Below are 19,993 nucleotides of genomic sequence, written 5' to 3'. Positions count from 1 at the left end.
CTGCCGTGAAAACGCGAAAGGACGCCTCATGACCACGTCCGTATCCCCGCTGGCTCCCGGACTCTGGGGTGTACTGGCCACGCCTTTTTACGGTCCCGCGCTGGCTGTGGACACTGAATCCCTGCGCCGGGAAGTCCAGCTGTACACGGGTCTCAACGCTGCCGGAGTGGTGGTGCTGGGTGTCTTTGGCGAGGGTGCCGCACTGAGTTCCGAGGAGCAGGAACTAACCGTGCGCTCCGTTGCCCGGGACGCCGGGACATGCCCCCTGGTGGTGGGAATCTCCGCACGCAGCACTGCTCCGGCGCTTGAACAGGCTGTTGCCGCCTCCCGGGCCGCCGGCAGCAGCCTTGCCGCTTTGATGGTGCAGGTCAACAGTCCGGTCCCCGAGGTCCTCGCCGCCCATCTGAGCGCCATCCACGAGGCCACCGGTGCCGGAATTGTGCTGCAGGATTATCCGGTGGCGTCATCAGTGCATATCGGTGCCGAGCAGATCCTCTCCGTCGTCGAACGCTGCCCGTTCATTACGGCAGTGAAGTCAGAGGCTCCTCCCACGGCCCTTGCCGTCGCCAGGCTCACCCGCGGAACCCGGATTCCGGTCTTCGGAGGCCTGGGCGGAGTGGGACTGCTTGATGAACTGGCAGCGGGAGCCGCCGGAGCGATGACCGGGTTCTCGCACCCGGAAGGGCTCCTCGCCGCGCTGGACGGCTTTCGCAAGGGGGGATTCCACGAGGCGCGGGCAGCCTTCGCGCCCTGGCTGCCGCTAGCCAATTTCGAAGCCCAGCCCGGTGTTGGCCTGGCGCTGCGCAAGGAGGTGCTGCGTCGGCGGGGCATTATTGCCGAAGCGTCCGTCCGTCCGCCGGCACCGTCCCTTCCGCCGGAACTGTCCGATCTCATTGAAGCCCAGCTCGCAGCAGTTCGAATGGAGGTCATCTGATGGACATTGGGGTGAAAGGCAAGAATGTGCTCATTCCGGGATCCAGTTCCGGGATCGGCCTGGCCATTGCACGCGCACTCAGCGAGGAGGGTGCCAACGTGGTGCTCGCCGCCCGCAGGAGGGAAGTTGTGGAGGCGGAGGCTGCCCGCCTGGCATCCGCCGTCGGCGTGACGGTGGATTTGAACGACGGCGGTGCCCCGGAGGAGCTGGCCCGGCTGGCGGAGGAGGCGTTTGGGCCGGTTGACGTGCTGGTGCTGAACAGCGGCGGTCCACCGCCGGGTGCTGCCGCGGATCTGACGGCCGAGCAGGCAGCCGCGGCCGTGAACCAGCTGCTCCTCCAGCAGCTGCGGCTCACCTCCCTGGTCCTGCCCGGCATGCGCCGCCGCGGCTGGGGGCGGATTATCGCGGTGGGCTCCTCCGGAGTTCAGCAGCCGCTGCCCAACCTCGCCCTGTCCAACATGGCCCGGGCAGGCCTCGCCGGTTACCTGAAAACCCTGGCGGCTGAAGTTGCCGCTGAAGGGGTGACAGTCAACATGGTGCTTCCCGGGCGGATAGATACAGACCGCGTTGCCTCCCTGGATTCCGCTGCCGCCGCGCGGTCCGGACAAACCCCCGAAGAGGTCCGCGCAGCTTCCGAAGCCTCGATCCCCGCCGGACGGTACGGGCGCCCCGAGGAGTTTGCCGCCGTCGTCACCTTCCTCGCCGGAACCACCGCGTCCTACGTCACCGGGGAGCAGATCCGGTGTGACGGCGGACTGGTCCGTTCCTATTAGAGAGTTCCTGCCGGACGCCTTCGCCCACTATTGAAAGGACCGTTTCCGTGACTCCCCGTATCCTGCGCCTGTGTTCCATCCATGAGGGCAGCTCCAGCCCGGAACACCCGGTGGAAGCGCCCGCCGTCGTCCATCCACAGCGCGGCACGGCATTGGTCCGCGACCTGCTGCCGGGATTCACCGGTGATCTCCTGGCAGTCCTGAACAACGGACTGCTCGGGGACCTGGAGGACGCGGCGGAGAAAGCGGACGACGCCGTCTTCACCAATCCCGGGTCCGTCACCTACGGCGCACCCTACCGTCATCCACGGCTCATCTGGGGCATCGGTTTGAACTATCTGGAACATGCTTCTGACCTGGCGGAAGTTGTTCCCGACGAACCGGCGTCCTTTATCAAGGGCGACCACACCGTCATTGGTCCCGGAGAAGCCATTCCTGTTCCGGAACAGAGCATACGCACCACCACGGAGGCGGAAGTGGGTGTGGTGATCGGACGCTACTGCCGCAATGTGGAACCCGAAGACGCCCTGTCCTACGCGGCAGGCCTCGTGCCGGTGCTGGACCAGACGGCTGAAGACATCCTGGAACGCAATCCGCGGTTCCTCACCCGAGCCAAGAACTTTCCGGGATTCTTCTCCTTTGGTCCCCAGATTGTTCCGCTGGCCGAGGCCGTGGGGGAGGGGACGCTGGGGGACCTGGTGGTTTCCACCGTGGTGAACGGAGAGCAGCAGCGCACAAACACCGTGTCCCACATGCGCTATGACCCGGCCTTCCTCATCAGTTTCCACAGCAAGGTCATGCCCCTGTTTCCAGGGGACATCATTTCCACCGGCACACCGGGCGCCCTTCAGATCCGGGCCGGTGATACTGCGCAATGCCGGATCAGCGGGCTTCCGGAGCTCATCAACCCCGTCACCGGCTCCGGCGGCTCCTAAGTGGCACAGGACCCAAACCATGCAGTAATAGCCGGCGCCGGAATCGTCGGACTGGCCACGGCACTTGAACTTGCCCGGCGGGGTAACCGGGTGACGGTCCTGGACAAGGAAAGTTCCGTGGCGGCGCACCAGACCGGCAACAACTCCGGCGTCATCCATTCCGGGCTGTACTACACGCCGGGAAGCCTGAAAGCAGCCCTGGGCGCCGCCGGGACCAGCTCCATGCGCGGCTTCGCCGAAACCCACGGCGTGGATGTGCGGATCACGGGAAAGCTCGTAGTGGCAACCCGGGAAAGCCAGCTGCCGGCCCTGAAGGAGCTGCTTCGCCGCGGAATGGAGAACGGTGTTCCCTGCCGTCTCATTGGACCGGAAGAAGCGCGCGGCTATGAGCCGAACGTCCAATGCCTCGCGGCGCTGCGGGTGGAGTCCACCGGGATTGTGGATTACCGGGGCGTCTGCGCAGCGCTGGTCCGCCTGATCCGGGAGGCCGGGGGAGAAATACACCTCAATGCCGAGGTGTCGGCTGTGCATTCCGACGCCGGCGGGGTCACCGTCGAGACGGATGCCGGAACTTTCCGGGGCCATCAGTTCGTGAACTGCGCGGGGCTGCACAGCGACCGCGTTGCACGCCTGGCCGGAATCCGGCCCGATGTGCGGATCATCCCGTTCCGCGGCGACTACTTCGAGCTGACTCCGCAGGCACAGCATCTGGTGAACGGGCTGATCTACCCGGTGCCGGATCCAGCCTTTCCGTTTCTGGGCGTCCATCTGACCAAAATGACCACAGGATCCGTACACGCCGGTCCGAACGCCGTCTTTGCCCTGGCCCGGGAGGGATACACCTGGTTGACGGTCAACCCGCGGGATGTGCTGGACAGCGCCGCCTGGCCGGGGCTCTGGAAATTGGGAGCAAAGTTCTGGAGGGTGGGACTTTCTGAAACTGCCCGGTCACTGTCACGGAAACGCTTCCTTGCCGGACTGCGCGAACTGGTACCGGCTCTTCCGGATGACTGCCTCGTGCCGGCACATTCCGGGGTGCGGGCACAGGCCATGCGGCGGGACGGAACCCTGGTGGATGACTTCCTGTATGAGCGGGCACCCCGGCAGATTCACGTGCTTAATGCACCGTCTCCGGCGGCCACGGCAGCGCTGGAAATTGGCCGCCTGATCGCCGATGAACTGACCGACAGCCAACACTAAGTATGCTGACCACTCTTCCCTTGCAGGGGTTGCCGCGGCTACGTTGGGGGTCCGCGCACCGGCTCCCCGGCTGTCAAAGCGGTGCGGAAGCGGGTGCTCCAACCCCTCACGGAGGTATCTATGTTTTTCCACAAGCAGGAACTCCAATTCAAGTCCACACCTGACCAGCCCGATGCCGTGTATGCCCGCAAGCTTCAGGAAGTACTTGGCGGCCAGTACGGTGAAATCACGGTTGCCCTGCAGTATGAATTCCAAGCCTGGAACACCCACATTCCCGGCAAATACCGCGACTTGCTCTTCGGAATCGGTGCGGAGGAAATGGGCCATGTGGAGATGCTGGCCGTCATGATTGCCCAGCTGCTGGAGAAGGCGCCGCTGGGAATCACGGAAGACGCCGTCCAGAATGACCCAACAGTGGCGGCTGTGGTTGGAGGCATGGATGTGCAGCATGCCATCGTGGCCGGTGCCGGTGCGCGTCCGGTGGATTCCAACGGCAATCCCTGGCAGGGCAGCTACATCACTGCCAGTGGTAACCTGTTGGCCGACTTCACCGCCAATGCCAACGCCGAAATGCAGGGCAGGCTCGCTGTTGCCCGGCTTTACCATATGACCGATGACCACGGCGTGCGGGACCTTCTCTCCTTCCTGCTGGCCCGTGACACCATGCATCAGAACCAGTGGACCACGGCGGCTCTGGAGCTCCAGGCAAGCGGAATGGAGCAGCTGCCCGTCCCCAGTAACTTCCCATTGAACAAGGAGTACCGCGAGGTCTCCTATCAGTACCTGAACTTCTCAGACGGCAAGGCGGCATCCGAAGGCAGCTGGGCATCCGGCCCCACTCCGGACGGACACGGTGAGTTCACTTACCACGACGGCCCGACGACGTCGGCCCCCATGCCCCCGCCCACCCGCGTGGATGCCCGCTACTACGGCACCACTGATCTTCCCAACATCGTAGAGAAGACCGCCGGAGCGGTGCAGGACAAATTGAACAAGGAATAGTTCCGTAACACGGCGCTTGGCCCCGGACACGGTCCGGGGCCAAGTCTCTGCGCGGGTGCCGCCTGCAAGACGCGCTAATAATAGAAAGCTTGCTGATTATTTATGGTTTGGGTAGTTTAGCTACCAGCCCCGCGGGTCCGCGGACTGGACCGTAAGTCGGGAAAGTGACGGAGGCGCAGATTGTTCTTTCATAAGCAGGAACTCCAATTCAAAGCCACGCCGGACAAACCTGATGCGGTGTATGCCCGCAAGCTCCAGGAAGTACTTGGCGGGCAGTACGGTGAGATCACGGTCGCAATGCAGTATGGATTCCAGGCGTGGAATTCCCACATTCCCGGCAAGTACCGGGACCTGCTGTACGGAATTGGTGCAGAGGAAATGGGCCACGTGGAAATGCTGGCCATCATGATTGCCCAGCTTCTGGAGAAGGCCCCGCTGGGCATTACCGAAGACGCCGTACAGTCCGACCCCACGGTCGCTGCGGTTGTGGGAGGAATGGATGTTCAGCAGGCCATCGTGGCCGGGGCCGGTGCGCGTCCGGTGGATTCCAACGGAAACCCGTGGCAGGGCAGCTACATCACTGCCAGCGGCAATCTGCTGGCTGACTTCACCGCTAATGCCAATGCCGAAATGCAGGGCCGGCTGCAGGTGGCCCGTCTTTACCATATGACCGATGACCACGGCGTGCGGGATATGCTCTCGTTCCTGCTGGCCCGCGACACCATGCATCAGAACCAGTGGCTGGCGGCGGCAAGGGAGCTGCAGGCCGAAGGCGCTGAATCTCTTCCGGTACCGTCCAACTTCCCGATCAAGAAGGAAGAGCGCTCCGTCTCGTACCAGTATTTGAACTTCTCGGACGGAAAGACAGCTTCGGAAGGATCATGGGCTTCGGGTCCCACGCCGGACGGTCTGGGCGAGTTCAGCTATCACGACGGACCGACCACCTCCGCGCCCATGCCGCCTCCCACCAGGGTGGATGCCCGCTATTACGGCACCACTGATCTGCCGAACATAGTCGAAAAGATGGCCGGCAGCGTTCAGGACAAGCTGCACAAGGAGTAACTGAAGAGCTGGTGCCGGGGCTGCCGCCGTCCACAGGTCCGGCGGTAACCCCGGCATCCACATGGCAGTAAGCGGTCCGGCGGCGGGCTCATCTGGGGAGGCGTGGCGTTGTGGTTCGTCCCGTACTGGCTGAAGCCGGTTATATCCTGCCGCTCAAATGGAACGACGGCGGGGACCTTGCCTCGCTTTGCCGGTATCTGGAAGAGCTGAGCCAGTGGATCTCCGTCCTGGTGGTTGACGGTTCTCCTGCCCCCCAGTTCTCCCTGCATGCAAAGGTTTTCCCTCCGGCTGTACGGCATTGCCGCCCTCATCCGCTGGGTTTGACGAACGGGAAAGTCGAGGGCGTGCTGACGGGGGTACAGCTCAGCGCGTTTGAATACCTGGTGATTGCCGACGACGATGTGCGGTACACCTGCGAATCTCTCGAGCGTGTGGTCGCACTGCTCGAAAACGCCGACGCCGTCCGCCCCCAGAACTATTTCGCGGACTCAGGACCGTGGCATGCCCGCTGGGACACCGCCAGGACGCTGATCAACAGAGCGCTCGGCTCTGACTATCCCGGGACGCTGGCCATCCGCAAGTCAACGCTGCAGGCGGCCGGCGGCTACAGCGGCGATGTCCTCTTCGAGAACCTCGAACTCATTCGCACCATCCGGGCCGCGGGCGGCCGGGAAATTCGGGCGGATGACCTCTATGTCCCCAGGATCTGCTGTTCAGTCCGTCATTTCTGGGGCCAGCGGGTGCGCCAGGCCTATGACGATTTTGCCCAGCCAGGTCGCTTTGCCGCTGAGGCTGCGCTGCTGCCGCTGCTTCTGATACTCCGGAAGGAACCGGCACGGCTGGCAATGGTTGCGGCAATCAGCGTCATGACAGCCGAGATTGGCCGGCGCCGGGCGGGCGGAGCGCGGGTGTTCAAGGCGGACGCTGCTCTGTGGGCCCCGCTGTGGGTGGCGGAGCGTGCGGTCAGCATCTGGCTGGCGGTGGGCTGGCGGATGAGGGGCGGAGTTCCCTACGCGGGGAAGCGGCTCCTCATCGCCGGACACTCCCAGCGCCGGCTCCGAAGGATCATTTGACGCGATGCCGCTGCAGCTTCGGCGCTGCTGCATCTGCGGCGCCGAGTCACACTCCGGACATGCCTGTGTTTTATGTCACAATTCCGGTATCTTATCCGCAAGGTGCATACCGAACGTTCTTTCAGTTATTCCAGCCCTCGGATGAACAATGGAGTTTTCATGAGCAGCAGCATCGCGGGAGCCCCCGCCGCCGGCAAGATGTCACGGGAGGAACGCAAGGTCCTCGCGGGAACCCTCGTGGGCACCACCATCGAATGGTACGACTTCTTTATCTACGCCCAGGCAGCGGGCCTGGTCCTGGCAACGCTCTATTTCGGCCCGGTCAGCGAAGGACCGCTGGGACAGGTGGTGTCCTTCGCAACCATCGGCATCAGCTTCCTGTTCCGGCCGCTGGGCGCCGTTGTCGCAGGGCACCTCGGTGACAAGCTCGGCCGCAAGAAAATGCTCGTCTTCACCCTGCTGATGATGGGTGCTTCGACGGCACTCATCGGGCTCGTTCCCACCTACGCCCAGATCGGCGTTGCGGCTCCCATCCTGCTGGTGCTGCTGCGCATCCTGCAGGGCTTCTCGGCGGGCGGCGAGTGGGGCGGTGCGGCCCTGTTGTCCGTGGAGCACGCACCAGTGAATAAGCGCGGACTCTTCGGCGCCTATCCGCAGATCGGTGTTCCGATCGGCATGATCCTGGCGACGTTCGTCATGTACGTGCTGAGCACCAGCCTCACTGAAGAGCAGTTCCTGTCCTGGGGCTGGCGCATTCCTTTCCTGCTCTCCGTGGTGCTGATCGGGGTGGGATACTTCATCCGCCGGTCCGTGGATGAGAGTCCGGTCTTCCTGGAAATCCAGGAGCGCAAGAAGGAATCCTCCGCGCCGCTGGCCCAGCTGTTCAAGCACAACACCCGCGAAGTTGTCCTCAGCGCCCTGATCTTCATTGCCAACAACGCCGCCGGATACCTGGTCATCGCATTTTTCGCTTCCTATGCCACAGGCAAAGCCGAGGCCGGCGGGCTGGGGATGCACCGCCCCTCAGTGCTGCTGGCCACCACGCTGGGGTCCTTCGGCTGGTTGATCTTCACCATGTACGGCGGGATCCTCTCGGACCGGATCGGCAGGATCCGGACCTTCCAGATCGGCTACGCCTGGGTGTTCCTCTGGGCCGTCCCCATGTTCCTGCTCATCGACACCGCCAACATCGTCCTGTTCGCCGTCGCCATCTTTGTGCTGACCATTGGGCTCGGTTTGTCCTACGGCCCGCAGTCAGCGCTGTACGCCGAGATGTTCCCCGCCCGGGTCCGGTACTCCGGGGTGTCCATCGGCTATGCGCTGGGTGCAATCCTCGGCGGCGCCTTTGCTCCCACCATCGCGCAGATGCTGCTCAATGAAACCGGATGGTCGCCGTCCATCGGCATCTACATCATGGTGCTCTGCGTCATCTCCTTCGCTGCGGCGAGCATGGTGAAGGAAACCCGGGGCGCTGACCTGCATGTCGATGAAGTGCACAAGAACAAGCGGTGAGAATCCGGGGAGCGGTGCTCGAGGAGATCGGCAGAACACCCAACTACGCGGATTCCAAGCCACTGACCATCTGTGACCTGGAACTGGATGAGCCAGCCGGCGATGAAATCCGGGTCCGGATCGAATGCGCCGGGATCTGCCATTCGGATTTGTCCGTGGTCAACGGCGACAGGGTGCGCCCGGTGCCCATGCTTCTGGGCCATGAGGCCGCCGGCATTGTGGAAAGTGTCGGGGATACCGTGACGGAACTGGTGCCCGGTGACCGCGTTGTCATGACGTTCCTTCCCCGGTGCGGGGAATGCCGCGGGTGCCGGTCCAACGGGCTCCTTCCCTGCACTGAGGGAACCGCCTCCAACACCAAGGGAACCCTGCTGTCGGGACAGGTCCGGCTGCACCGCGGCGGCGAAGACGTGCTGCATCACCTGGGCGTTTCCGGATTCGCCACCCACGCCGTCGTGGACAAGAGGTCGGTGGTGAAGGTGGGAGCCGATGTGCCGCCGGAGGTCGCCGCATTGCTGGGCTGCGCCGTGCTGACCGGCGGCGGAGCCGTGCTCAACCTGGCCAAACCGGAGCCGGGGGACACCCTGATGGTGGTGGGGCTGGGCGGTGTGGGAATGGCTGCCCTGCTCACGGCACGCGCCCTCGGTGCCGAGGTCATTGGGATCGACGCGAATGAGGAAAAGCTGGGGCAGGCCCAGGCCCTGGGCGCTGCGGAGGCCTACACGCCGGCGGCTGCTGCGGAGCTTGGCATCACGGCGCCCACCGTGGTGGAAGCTGCCGGCAATGCCCGGGCCTTTGAGGCAGCTGTGGCGCTCACAGAGCCCGGCGGCACCACCATTACCGTGGGGTTGCCGGCTCCGACGGCCCTGGCGCAGATTTCACCGCTCACCCTGGTGGCTGAGGCCCGGACCATCATCGGCAGCTATCTGGGATCAGCCGTTCCTTCCCGGGACGTGCCCATCTTCGCGGACCTCTGGCGGCAGGGCAGGCTTCCGGTGGAAAAGCTGGTGTCGGCCCGGATTCCGCTGGAGGACATCAACGCTGCCATGGATGATCTGGCCGCGGGCCGTGCCCTGCGCCAGATTATCCATTTTGACGGGGAGTGATTCCTTAGCGCTGAAGCGTGCCGATGGGGTCGCCGTCGTTGTTGAACAGCGCGAGAGTTTCGCCGTCAACCTCGGCGGTGGCCGCACCGGACAGCCACGTGTCGACGCCGATGCAGCCCACCAAGGTGGAGGTCACGTCTTTCAGTTCCACCGCGGAACCTTTTTGGTCCCAGCGGCCCATTAGGGTGTTGCAGCCGTCGGTGCCGTTGAACCGGCCGCCGGATTCGAACACCAGGGACGGCATGCCGGAATCCTCGGTGTTACCCCAGCTGCCTTCAACGGAGGAGGAAGGTGTTCCGGCAGAGTCAGCGCAGGACGACAGTCCGGCCGCCACCAGCCCAGCACCCAGCATGAGCGCGGTCCGAAGCGGCGCTGCAGGGCGGCGTCGCATGCTCACAGCCATTTGTTCCTCTTAAAGGTCAGATACAGAGCTGCCGCCATGACGACCATGGCGCCCAGGGCCAAGGGATACCCCCACTCCCAAGACAGTTCGGGCATGTTTTCGAAGTTCATGCCGTAGATGGCCCCAATCAGGGTGGGAGCAAACAGGATGGCAGCCCAGGAGGAGATGCGTTTGACCTGCTCGTTCTGCGCAATGGAGGTTTCCGCCAGACGGTTCGAGGCCAGGGTGGAGGAGAGGTTCAGGGCGTTCTCCAGCAGGGCACGGTAGGCGTTGACCCGGTCGATCAAACGCAGGACGTGGTCCAGGACGTCGCCCAGATTGTCCTGCAGCTGATCCGGAATGCCGAACTCTCCGGTGTTGCTCCGCAGGGTTCCCACCATGCCTTCGAGCGGTGCAATGGCACGCTGGAACTGGATGACTTCGCGGGAGAGCTCATAGATGCGCCGGGATACTTCAACATCGCCGCCGAAGAGCTGGTCCTCGATCTCATCGATGTCGTTCTCCAGCCCGGCCGCCACCGGTGCGTATTCATCCACCACCTGGTCCAGGACTGCGTAGAGCACGGCATGCGGACCGAGGGCCAGCAGGTCCGGTTCCTGTTCCAGCCGCTTCCGGACGCGGCCCAGGTCAGGGGATTCGGCGTGCCGCACCGTCACTACAAAGTTGGGGCCCACAAACAGGTGCAGCTCGCCGAACTCGACGCGTTCGACGTCGTCCAGGTACCGGGCCGGCCGCAGGACCGTAAACAGCGTGGTGTCATAGTGCTCGAGCTTGGCCCGCTGGTGGCCCGCAAGCGCGTCCTCCACGGTCAGCAGGTTCAATCCGAATTCCTCGGCGACGGCCAACAGCTCAATGTCGTCGGGGCGGTACAAACCGATCCAGGCCATGCCGCCGGAAGTGCGGGTCAGCTCGAACGTTTCATCCAGACTGTCCGGTGTGTGCTGGCGCTTTCCGTCCACATACACCCCGTTGTCGATCAGTGTCATGGACGTCCCTCCGTTTGTTGGCTGCTGCCGCCCGCGGGCAGGTGCGGCGCGGACAAAAGTTCATTATCCCTGCTGTTACGCGGAATTCAGTTTTGAACCGTTCCCGGCACCACGCCGGGAGACTTCCGCGGCGCCGTCGATCCGGCCCAGCGGCCGGGCTGCGGCGGATCCGCCGCCCACGGCGCGCAGCGCGTTGAGAATGGCGGCCAGGTCCACGAGCTCCTGGATCAGGGCTCCGGCCACTGCGGGGATGAATCCGAAGGCGGCGGCCAGCATCAGCCCGACGCTGAGCGAGATGCCCAGCCAGATACTGCCCAGGGCAATTCGCATCGTTCGCCGGCCAATGACGACGGCGTCGGCCACCTTGGAAATGTCATCCGCCACGATCACTGCGTCAGCCGATTCCCCGGCGGCAGTGGAACCGCGTGCGCCCATGGCAATGCCGACGTCGGCGGCAGCGAGCACAGGTGCGTCATTGACGCCGTCGCCCACCATAATGACCGGGCGCGACGGCATCGCTGCCACCAGCCGGACCTTGTCCTCGGGCAGGAGCTCCGCATGGACCTGCTGGATCCCCAAAGCCGCCGCGGCGCTTTCAGCAGAAGCGCGGCCGTCCCCGGTGAGCATCACGGGCGGTTCCAGGCCGAGCCGGGCAAGCTGCTCCAGGGTGGCCTTTGCGTTCCGCCGCGGCGTGTCACTGAGGAGGAGGGTGCCGGCGAAGCGTCCGTCCACCGCCACGTAAACCCTGAGCTGCCCGGCGCCGGGTGCGCCGGCCTTCGTTTCACCGCCGTCTCCGGTGTCGGGAGCCTCGGCGGCAACGAAGCGGCGCTTGCCCACCAGGACCGTGTGGCCATCCACAACGGCGCGCACGCCGTTGGTCGCAACCTCGGAAGCGGTGGTGGCCGGGCTCAGCTGCAGCCCGCGCTCCTGGGCGGCATTCTGCACGGCGGCGGCCAGCACATGGGACGAGTATTGCTCGGCCGAGGCAGCCAGCCGCAGCACGTCGTCGGCTGCGAAGGAGGAAGCGGGCTGAATAGTTGTCAGCTCGGGCTTTCCATAGGTCAGCGTGCCGGTCTTGTCGAAAGCAATGCTGCGGGCTCCGGCCAGCTGCTGCAGGGTTGCCCCGCCCTTGACGATGATGCCGTCCTTGGCGGCCCGGCTCATACCGCCCATGAAGGCCACCGGTGCGGCGATCAGCAGGGGACACGGAGTGGCCAGCACCAACACCTCGGCGAACCGGACCGGCTCCCCGCTCACCCACCAGGCAATGCCGGCAAGGAGGAGGGAGAAGACAGTGAACGGGACGGCAAAGCGGTCGGCAAGCCGGACCACCGGGGCCTTGGACTCGGCGGCCTCGCGCACCAGGGCGACGATTCGCTGGTACTGGCTGTCCTCCGTGGCCGCGGTGGCCCGGATCAGCGCAGCCTGCGATCTGTTGACCGAGCCGCTCATCACTGTTTGTCCTTCGGTGATGGTCACCGGCAGGGGTTCGCCGGTCAGGGAGGATTCATCAAAACTGCCTTCCGGGCTGAGCAGGACGCCGTCCACCGGAACCAGTTCAGCCGGTTTAATCAGCAGCACATCGCCCGGGACCACCGCACCTGCCGGGATGTCCTGAGGTGTTTGGGAATTCGGCGGCAGCCGGTGTGCCGCCTGCGGTGCCCGTGAGAGAAGGGCATCCAGCTCCCCGCGCGCCCGCCCGGCGGCGTAGTCTTCCAACGCCTCGCCGCCGGAGAGCATCAGCACAATGATCAGGGAGGCGACGTATTCCCCCACCGCCACGGTGGACAGGATGGCCACCACGGCCAGGATATCCAGGCCCCAATGACCGCGGAGGATGTCACGGATCATGCGGACGCTGGTGACAGCGGCGATCAGCAGCGCGAAAAGTGAGGCGATCCATGCGGCGGGGGTATTGAGATGGGCGCCCAGCAGCGCGAAAACCACCACGCCGACGACCATGGTTGCCGCCACCACCGGGTACCTCCGGATTGCACGAAGAACTCTCATGTCTCCCGTTATAGGCCTGCCGCAAGGACCCCCGCCAGCAAGAGATGGCTTGCCTAACTCCGAGGCCGGATTAGTTCATCCGTGCGGTGATCGAACGCGCCGTTTCTGCCAGCCGCCGGCCCAGTGTTTCTTCATCCCTGCCGGAGCCGAAGTACACCACCGACACGGCCGCCGGCAGCTGCCCGGAAACGGTGATGGGAGACGCGACGGCGGAGACTCCGCCGATGACTTCGTCGTGGCTGACCGCATAGCCCCGGGCTCGCGCCAAAGTGGATTCCGGCCGGTAGGGCTGCCCGGGGGCCAACTTGGCCCATTGTTCCTCGCCCACGGCGGACTGGATGGCAATGCCCGGCGCTCCGGAAGCGAAGGAGTGCCTGGTTCCCGGGCGCTGGACCAGTGCCGTGCGGCTGTGTCGCGGTTCCACTGTCACCAGCGTGACGCAGTCGTGCTGGTCCCACACGGCCACGAAAGCGGTCATGGAGAGTTCTTCGGCCAGGACCGTCAGCTCGGGCAGTGCCGCCGTCTGGAGGTCCCGCGATACACCGCGGGCCAGCGCTGCGAGGCCGGGCGCCGTCGCCACCCGGCCGGCGTCGTCGCGCATTACCAGCGAATGCGCTTCCAAGGTGCGCAGGATTCGGTAGGCGATGGAACGGTGGACGCCGAGGCTCTGCGACAGTTCAGCGATGGTCATGGGCGCCTCCGCCTCCGCCAGCAGTTCCAGGGCGTGCAGGCCGCGCGAGAGGGTCTGGGATAAGGATCCGGCTCCGCCGGCCCCCGGGGAAGGGGCAGATGCGGATGCGCCGTCGGGGCCGGAGGGTTCAGTCATGGAGCCATCTTAGGATGACACGGCCGGGGCCGGCCGAAGCTAGGGCATTCGGCGGCGGCTCAGCAGGCCGGACATGAGGAAGGCGAGCCCGCCGGCCAGCGGCCACCAGGTGTACATGCTCAGGGTTTCGCCCAGAAAGGCGACCACCAGGATGCCCAGCATGCAGGCAATGACCATGGTCATGCCCACCACTATGCGGATACGTCCGCGGTTGGGCGAGGGGAGGGGCGGAAGCCACGGAGGACGCTCGTCGGTCCAACTCATGCGGCAAGGTTAAGCCTGTCCGGACCGTTTGCACCCGGCTGGGAGTGGCTTTTTTCTCAGCCGCATCCGTCAATGCCGCTGCTCTATCCCCGCGCGTGCACCCGTGAAATGATGGCGGCGATCCTGTGTGCCGGGCGCCGCCGCTGCACTTCTTCTGTGGTTTATCGGCGTGGCAATTTTTCCTCTCTACGACTGGAGTACCGACATGGAACAGAGCGAGCTCCTCATTGACGCCTTTGGCCGGCTTCCCCAGGCGGTCCGAAGCGCCACCCACGGTTTGGACGCGGGCGCACTGAACCACCGGCCTTATCCGCAGGGCAACTCCATCGCGTGGCTGATCTGGCATCTGGCCCGGGGCGAGGATGCCCAGATTGCTCCGTTGGCCGGGCATGAACAGGCGTGGACCGCGGAGGGATGGTACGGGCGGGTGGGGCTTCCGCTTGCGGTCGAAGACACAGGATACGGCCACAACTCAGAGCAGGTGGCGGCCGTACAGGTTCACTCAGCCGATGTGCTGGTGGGTTACTACGAGGCGGTGCATTCACGCACGGCCGCCTTTGTTTCCGGACTTTCCGGACAGGACCTGGACCAAGTGGTGGACACCGCCTGGGATCCGCCAGTGACCCTCGGGGTACGGCTGATCAGCATCCTCGGTGACGGGTTGGAACACGTGGGCCAGGCCGCTTACCTTCGCGGGATGGCGGTGGCGGAGGGTTTGTAGCCGTCGGCCGACGTCGTCGTTGTTTATTGCGCGCTGATCAGCTGCGGGACATAACCACCAGGAGTTCTTCGCACATGGCGGCGCAGCGGCGGCAGGTCTCCGCACAGATCCGGCAGTGTCCGTGTTCGGCGGCATGCTGGGCGCATTCTTCCGCGCACTGGCGGCAGGCCGCCGCGCACGCACGCAGTAGTGCTGACGTGCTGTCCGGATAGCCGGCGTACCGGGTTCCAACCCGGGCTACGACGGTGCCGGTGGCAGCACAGATGTCGGCGCAGTTGAGGTCCTTGCGGATGCATTCCACCATGTCGCCGAGCATGTCCTCACTGAGGCAGGCGTCGGCGCAGGCGGTGCAGACCTGTACGCAGTCAAAGCAGGCAATGACGCAGGTGGAGACGGCCTCGAGGTCCGTTCCGGCGCCGTCGGGACGTTCACTGAGGATGGATTCGATGAGGCTCATGGCACTGCTCCTTGTTGCGTTCGCTGATCGGTGCGGTTTCGCCGGGAGTGCGGCCGGGGATGCTGCGGCCCGGGCTGTCAGGATAGCCCTGCGCCGGAAGACCGAACCAGAGCGTGAGCGGCCAGAGGCACTGCGGGGGGCCAGAACACTGCGGCGATTTGCCTATGAACCTGTGCCCGGGTCTAGAATCGGGGTTATGCCCCTCGGGGTTGTCCGGCTTTGGCCGGACTGGGGCTTTAGCTCAGTTGGTAGAGCGTTTCGTTCGCAATGAAAAGGTCAGGGGTTCGATTCCCCTAAGCTCCACAGTTTTGAAGGGGCCTGCTTTCCTTGTTCCAAAGGAAAGCGGGCCCCTTTCTGTGTCGGCAAAGAGGGTGCTCGCGGCCTTCCTTTCAGTAATTGATGAGGGAGGACGCTTGGGAGGACTCTTTTTGGCCAGACTCCCAGGGTCGAACCTGTATTGCATCGGTTCGGGGCATATCCCCAATTTTATAAGGCGTGTCCCACAGCCATGTGGCTGAGTCCCGCACGATTCCTTGCCCTATACTCGGGCGACGTGCAATGAATCCGGACGTGCAATGAATCCGACAGCACAGATCCGACCTGCATCACATCCAAGGAGCAACCATGAAAGTCCTCATCACCGGAGCCCACGGAAAAGTCGGACGCGCCGCCACCCAGGCAATGATCGCCGCCGGGCACGAAGTCATCACCACCGATCTCAGCAGGCCAAGCTACGAACGGAAGCCGGAAGGCACGCCCCGCTACGTCATGGCCGACCTCACGGATGCCGGGCAGGCGTACGCCGTCGTGCACGGAGTCGACGCCGTCGTGCACATCGCCGCCATCCCCGAGCCCACGGGCCATGCTCCCCAGGTTGTCTTCCAGAACAACCTCATGTCCACCTTCAACGTCCTTGAGGCCGCCGTCAGCTTCGGCGTTCGGCGTTTTGTCTTCATCTCCAGCGAAACGGTGCCCGGCTTCTTTTTCCCGGAACGTGATTTCCTTCCGGAGTACGCTCCCGTGGATGAAGAGCACCCGATCCACCCGCAGGACCCTTACGCGCTCGCCAAACACTTTAGTGAGCAGCTCATGGACGCCGCTGTTGCCCGGTCCGACATCCGGTGCATCTCCATCCGGCCCAGCTGGGTGCAGTTCGAGGGCAACTACGAAAACAATCTGGGCCCGCAGATCCGCGACGCTTCGGTGCTCAGCCCCGGGCTGTGGAGCTACATCGATGTGTATGACCTGGCTGACGCCATTGTCCTCGCCGCCGAGTCCGACCTGCCCGGACACGAAGTCTTCTACATCGCCTCACCGGACAACGCGGGCGGCCATGACTTCGCGGAGGTGCTGACGAAGTACTACGGCAACCAGATCGAACTGCGCGATCTTGACCGGCCCGACGCTTCAGGCATCTCCAGCGCCAAGGCCCAGCGGATGCTCGGCTGGCAGCCCAAGCGCTCGTGGCGTGACTACCTGGATGCCGATGGAAAGGCCCTTCGGAAGGACGACGGCGCAGCCGGCTAATCGGACGGCGGGCGCTGCCGCTGACGCTTGGTGGCGGAGCGCTGCTTCTTGGCGTCGAGGCGCCGGTAGTTTGAGCCCCGGGTGGGTTTGGTTTTCCGCCGGGCTGCTGCCTCCGGGGCGAGGCTGTCTGCCACCATCTCGGCAAGCTTGGTGAGGGCGATCTCCCGGTTGCGCAGCTGGGAGCGCTGTTCCGAAACGGTGACGGTGACGGTTCCGGCAATCAGGTGCCTTTTGAGGCGCCGAAGCAGGATCTGCCGCTGGGTATCGGTCAGGGACGTCGAGGCTGCCACATTCCAGGACAGTGCTACCCGGCTGTCGGAGGTGTTGACGTGCTGCCCGCCGGGACCGGACGAGCGCGAGAAGCGCCAGCTCAGTTCCGATGCGGGAATCGTGAGCGCGGGCGACACCATCAAGTCCATACCCCCAGCCTCGCATGGGTTAGCCGGGGAAGCACCGTGAAAAGTACTCTTCCATCGGTAGTGTCCCATTGGTACAGTGCCACCCATGACTACAAACACCCTGCCTCAACCAACCGTCAATGCACGCACCGTGCTCCTGCCGTATCTGTTGGTTCTGGTCGCCGCCATGGCGGGCGTCCAAGCCGCGATCGCCTTCACCGGAGGAGACATCACCCTTCTCGCCGGGATCCTCACTGCCCTGGTTGCAGCCGGAATTGCCGTCTGGTTTTGGCGCAACTACCGCAAACTCACCAAGATCCGCTTTGGCCTGGCCATTGCGCACACCCTCGCTTTTGTCACCGTAACGGCATCCTTCAACCTGCACGCCGTCATCCGTGCGCTTTCGCTGGGTTCGGCCGGCGGAGCCGACGGCGCCGCGGCCCATGAGCTTCTATCCACCCCCTGGTTCGGCGCCACGCTCGTGATGAGTGCCGCCTGGGGAGCCGGGCTCCTCGTCCACCTCGCCGGCGTCGTGCTGGGCCGCGGATGGGAAGACTGAGCGTGGCCCGACCCGTTGAGGAACAGGAATGGGTTCAAGCCCGGGTTGAATCCTGGGTGGAGACCTACAAGAAATCGATGCTGACGCCGGTGGTTTTGCGGGCAGTGGCCGAGCGTCAGCCGGTGACGGTGGCCAGGGTTGCAGAAGAGGTTGCAGCAAGCACCGGCTGGGAGATCACCGAGCGCAGTCTCTACCGCACCCTGAAAAGGCTGCAGGACACCGGTCTCCTGCACAGTGCGGAGGTCGATGTCCCGCGCACCGGGGCAAAGCGCAAGGAGATCTCCCTGACAGACTTGGGGTCGCAATTCCTTGCCGGAATCACCGCCAGCCTGATCGAATTTCCGGACCCTGGAGCCGGCAGGAAAACTGGCCGCTAAACCGCCTTCACCACCGCCAGATCGGACCACTCGGTGGTGTAGCGCGGGGAAGCGAAGTTCCGCGCCATGGTCCAGTCCGGCTTGGCTGTGGACATTCCGGCCAGTCCCAGGCCAATGCTGGCAGCGCCGTACTTGTCGGTGACCTGCGCCAGCAGCGGCCCGATGTCCTTCTGCTCCGGTCCGGCATCGAACAGGTCGAACACCGGCTCGGCGCCGGCGGGGGAGAGGCCCGTGAGCATGATTCCGGCCTTGGCATACCGGGCACCCTCCACCACCTGGGGATCCATGGCGTCAATCGCGGCCCGGGTGAGCACCAGCGGATCCGCGGTGGGCCGCTGAAGCCGGACCGTGGCCGAGGGCGAGGATGCTTCAGTGCCGCTGAACCGCGACGTGGACGCAAAAACCGTCATGACGCTGGCCAGCTGTCCCTCCTTGGCCAGTCGAATGGCCGCTTTCTGGGCGTACAGGCTCATGACCTGGCGCATCGATTCCTGTGTAGTCACCGGCGTCGCGAAGCTGCGTGAAAAGAGGACCTGCTGCTTGTCTGCGGACTCGGTTTCCATGGGAATGCAGGCGGTGCCGTTCAGTTCCAGCACCGTGCGCTGCAGCACCACGGAGAACTTCGCACGGATTGCGGCGGGATCGGCGGCGCGCAGATCCGCGACGGTGTGGATGCCCAGCGCATTCAGCCGGACACCGTTGCGCGCGCCCACGCCCCACAGGCCGGTGACCGGCACGCGGGACATGATGGTGTCGACGACGGCGGGATCCAGGGTGTCGAGGTTGCAGACCCCTCCCATGTGGGGATTCTGCTTGGCGATCCGGTTCGCGAATTTGGCCAGGGTTTTGGTGGGACCGATTCCCACGCAGACCGGCAGGCCGATGTTCTTCGCCACGGCAGCCCGGATGTCAGTGCCCCGGGTCCGCAGTTCGTCATCGGTGCCGTGCAGGTGCAGGAAACACTCGTCGATGGAGTAAATCTCCTGCTCGGAGGAGAAGCGTGCCAGCAGCTGCATCACCCGCGAGCTCAGGTCCCCGTACAGCTCATAGTTGCTCGAGCGCTGTACCAGGCCCAGCTTAGGAGCGGCCTCGGCCAGCTTGAACCACGGCTCACCCGTCTTGATGCCCAGGGCCTTGGCCTCATCGGAGCGGGCCACCACGCAGCCGTCGTTATTGGAGAGCACCACCACGGGAATGCCGGCCAGCTTCGGGTCAAAAACGCGCTCGCAGGAGACATAGAAGCTGTTTACGTCCACCAGTGCGATGCGGTGCTGCTCAGCCATGAGACGGCCTAGACATGGTGCAGGCACCGGGTCACGACACCCCAGACGGACAGTTCCGCGGGATCCGGCACCCGGATGTCTTCTGAATCCGGGCTGTCCGCGTGCAGGAAGATCCCCTGGCCGGTCAACAGCAGCCGCCGGATGATCAGCTCTCCGTTCAGAACGGCAACAACCACCGACCCGTCTTTGGGCGTCAGCGACCGGTCCACGATCAGCTCGTCTCCGTCGCTGATGCCGGCTTCGTCCATGGCATCGCCGGAAACCCGCATGATGAAGGTGGATGTGGCATCACGGATCAGGTGCCGGTTCAGGTCAATGCCGGCGTCGTAATAGTCCTGGGCTGGTGAGGCGAACCCGGCCGGAAGGGTTGAACCGCGGGCCGGAGGCTGCTCATTCGCGCCGCCGGAACGCGGCGCGGAGCCGGAGGAAAACACGGGCACCGCACACCTCCCTAGAACACACCTTCGAATACCAACAGGTTAGCACCGAGCATGGAAAACACCTTGGCGAACGGCGCAAGTTGCCGCAGACTGGGTGGACATTGCTGCCAGCCAGGGCAGACCGGGCGCAAGACGGGCCCCGGCC

At 64.6% G+C, this 19,993-nt stretch carries 22 protein-coding genes and 1 tRNA gene; 14 read left to right on the top strand and 9 right to left on the bottom strand.

What is annotated here, in order from left to right; translation table 11 throughout:
- Window positions 1-28: 28 nt before the first annotated feature.
- The 9 genes from CXR03_RS04510 (at window position 29) to CXR03_RS04470 (ending at window position 9,597) form a co-directional block, all read left to right on the top strand.
- Window positions 29-934: a dihydrodipicolinate synthase family protein gene (locus CXR03_RS04510; RefSeq protein WP_104102209.1), complete on the top strand. Its 906-nt coding sequence runs from the start codon at window positions 29-31 to the stop codon at window positions 932-934.
- The gene (locus CXR03_RS04505) at window positions 934-1,707 is read left to right on the top strand and encodes an SDR family oxidoreductase (RefSeq protein ID WP_104102208.1); all 774 of its coding nucleotides are present in this window, start codon (window positions 934-936) and stop codon (window positions 1,705-1,707) included. The genes CXR03_RS04510 and CXR03_RS04505 overlap by 1 nt, the downstream gene beginning before the upstream one ends.
- 47 nt (window positions 1,708-1,754) lie before the next feature.
- Window positions 1,755-2,642: a fumarylacetoacetate hydrolase family protein gene (locus CXR03_RS04500; RefSeq protein WP_258073485.1), complete on the top strand. Its 888-nt coding sequence runs from the start codon at window positions 1,755-1,757 to the stop codon at window positions 2,640-2,642.
- The gene (gene lhgO, locus CXR03_RS04495) at window positions 2,643-3,842 is read left to right on the top strand and encodes an L-2-hydroxyglutarate oxidase (protein WP_104102206.1); all 1,200 of its coding nucleotides are present in this window, start codon (window positions 2,643-2,645) and stop codon (window positions 3,840-3,842) included.
- A 120-nt stretch (window positions 3,843-3,962) separates the two neighbouring features.
- The gene (locus CXR03_RS04490; protein ID WP_104102204.1) at window positions 3,963-4,844 is read left to right on the top strand and encodes a manganese catalase family protein; all 882 of its coding nucleotides are present in this window, start codon (window positions 3,963-3,965) and stop codon (window positions 4,842-4,844) included.
- A 180-nt stretch (window positions 4,845-5,024) separates the two neighbouring features.
- The gene (locus CXR03_RS04485; protein WP_104102203.1) at window positions 5,025-5,906 is read left to right on the top strand and encodes a manganese catalase family protein; all 882 of its coding nucleotides are present in this window, start codon (window positions 5,025-5,027) and stop codon (window positions 5,904-5,906) included.
- Between the two features lie 110 nt (window positions 5,907-6,016).
- Window positions 6,017-6,979: a glycosyltransferase family 2 protein gene (locus CXR03_RS04480; RefSeq protein ID WP_258073484.1), complete on the top strand. Its 963-nt coding sequence runs from the start codon at window positions 6,017-6,019 to the stop codon at window positions 6,977-6,979.
- A 159-nt stretch (window positions 6,980-7,138) separates the two neighbouring features.
- Entirely contained in the window at window positions 7,139-8,491 is a 1,353-nt protein-coding gene (locus CXR03_RS04475) for an MFS transporter (protein ID WP_104102201.1), read from the top strand.
- Window positions 8,488-9,597, top strand: coding sequence for an alcohol dehydrogenase catalytic domain-containing protein (locus CXR03_RS04470; RefSeq protein ID WP_104102199.1), 1,110 nt, complete (start codon window positions 8,488-8,490; stop codon window positions 9,595-9,597). The genes CXR03_RS04475 and CXR03_RS04470 overlap by 4 nt, the downstream gene beginning before the upstream one ends.
- A 4-nt stretch (window positions 9,598-9,601) precedes the next feature.
- Here the strand turns inward: CXR03_RS04470 and CXR03_RS04465 are convergent, their stop codons facing one another.
- From CXR03_RS04465 to CXR03_RS18115, 5 genes are all read right to left on the bottom strand, one after another.
- Complete coding sequence (locus CXR03_RS04465; RefSeq protein ID WP_258073531.1) at window positions 9,602-9,988, bottom strand: META domain-containing protein; 387 nt, start codon at window positions 9,986-9,988, stop codon at window positions 9,602-9,604.
- Between the two features lie 2 nt (window positions 9,989-9,990).
- A complete protein-coding gene (gene corA / locus CXR03_RS04460) occupies window positions 9,991-10,986 on the bottom strand; it encodes a magnesium/cobalt transporter CorA (RefSeq protein WP_104102196.1) in 996 nt (331 codons plus the stop codon).
- 75 nt (window positions 10,987-11,061) lie between these two features.
- Window positions 11,062-12,996, bottom strand: coding sequence for a heavy metal translocating P-type ATPase (locus CXR03_RS04455; RefSeq protein ID WP_104102194.1), 1,935 nt, complete (start codon window positions 12,994-12,996; stop codon window positions 11,062-11,064).
- Window positions 12,997-13,066: 70 nt separating this feature from the next.
- Window positions 13,067-13,822 (bottom strand): IclR family transcriptional regulator, encoded by a 756-nt coding sequence (locus tag CXR03_RS04450; RefSeq protein WP_104102193.1) that lies wholly within the window; start codon window positions 13,820-13,822, stop codon window positions 13,067-13,069.
- Between the two features lie 39 nt (window positions 13,823-13,861).
- Window positions 13,862-14,086, bottom strand: a complete 225-nt coding sequence (locus CXR03_RS18115) for a hypothetical protein (protein WP_146068446.1) — start codon at window positions 14,084-14,086, stop codon at window positions 13,862-13,864.
- A gap of 169 nt (window positions 14,087-14,255) precedes the next feature.
- Between CXR03_RS18115 and CXR03_RS04445 the strand changes: the two genes are divergently transcribed.
- A complete protein-coding gene (locus CXR03_RS04445) occupies window positions 14,256-14,807 on the top strand; it encodes a DUF664 domain-containing protein (protein ID WP_308470573.1) in 552 nt (183 codons plus the stop codon).
- A gap of 37 nt (window positions 14,808-14,844) precedes the next feature.
- On the opposite strand, the gene CXR03_RS04440 is transcribed toward CXR03_RS04445, so the two are convergent.
- Entirely contained in the window at window positions 14,845-15,264 is a 420-nt protein-coding gene (locus tag CXR03_RS04440; protein ID WP_104102191.1) for a four-helix bundle copper-binding protein, read from the bottom strand.
- Between the two features lie 230 nt (window positions 15,265-15,494).
- Between CXR03_RS04440 and CXR03_RS04435 the strand changes: the two genes are divergently transcribed.
- Both CXR03_RS04435 and CXR03_RS04430 read left to right on the top strand, forming a co-directional pair.
- Window positions 15,495-15,567: transfer RNA gene (locus tag CXR03_RS04435), tRNA-Ala, on the top strand.
- 321 nt (window positions 15,568-15,888) lie between these two features.
- A complete protein-coding gene (locus CXR03_RS04430) occupies window positions 15,889-16,791 on the top strand; it encodes an NAD(P)-dependent oxidoreductase (RefSeq protein ID WP_104102189.1) in 903 nt (300 codons plus the stop codon).
- Here CXR03_RS04430 and arfB read toward each other — a convergent pair.
- Window positions 16,788-17,210: an alternative ribosome rescue aminoacyl-tRNA hydrolase ArfB gene (gene arfB, locus CXR03_RS04425; RefSeq protein WP_104102188.1), complete on the bottom strand. Its 423-nt coding sequence runs from the start codon at window positions 17,208-17,210 to the stop codon at window positions 16,788-16,790. The two genes, CXR03_RS04430 and arfB, sit on opposite strands and share 4 nt — an antisense overlap.
- Window positions 17,211-17,295: 85 nt before the next feature.
- On the opposite strand from arfB, the gene CXR03_RS04420 reads away from it, so the two are divergent.
- Both CXR03_RS04420 and CXR03_RS04415 read left to right on the top strand, forming a co-directional pair.
- On the top strand, window positions 17,296-17,748 hold the full coding sequence (locus CXR03_RS04420) for a hypothetical protein (RefSeq protein WP_146070453.1): 453 nt from the start codon (window positions 17,296-17,298) through the stop codon (window positions 17,746-17,748).
- Between the two features lie 56 nt (window positions 17,749-17,804).
- A complete protein-coding gene (locus CXR03_RS04415) occupies window positions 17,805-18,125 on the top strand; it encodes a PadR family transcriptional regulator (protein WP_258073483.1) in 321 nt (106 codons plus the stop codon).
- On the opposite strand, the gene CXR03_RS04410 is transcribed toward CXR03_RS04415, so the two are convergent.
- Both CXR03_RS04410 and CXR03_RS04405 read right to left on the bottom strand, forming a co-directional pair.
- Window positions 18,122-19,408 carry a Y-family DNA polymerase gene (locus tag CXR03_RS04410; RefSeq protein ID WP_104102183.1) on the bottom strand — a complete coding sequence of 429 codons (1,287 nt, stop codon included), beginning with the start codon at window positions 19,406-19,408 and terminating at the stop codon, window positions 18,122-18,124. The genes CXR03_RS04415 and CXR03_RS04410 overlap by 4 nt on opposite strands.
- Before the next feature lie 8 nt (window positions 19,409-19,416).
- A complete protein-coding gene (locus CXR03_RS04405) occupies window positions 19,417-19,848 on the bottom strand; it encodes a LexA family transcriptional regulator (protein ID WP_104102182.1) in 432 nt (143 codons plus the stop codon).
- Window positions 19,849-19,993 lie beyond the last annotated feature (145 nt).

This window comes from Arthrobacter sp. 08Y14, assembly GCF_002929455.1.
Classification (GTDB): domain Bacteria; phylum Actinomycetota; class Actinomycetes; order Actinomycetales; family Micrococcaceae; genus Arthrobacter_B; species Arthrobacter_B sunyaminii.
The sequence above is the reverse complement of the archived record's forward strand: the minus strand, read 5'-3'. Positions and strand labels throughout refer to the sequence as shown.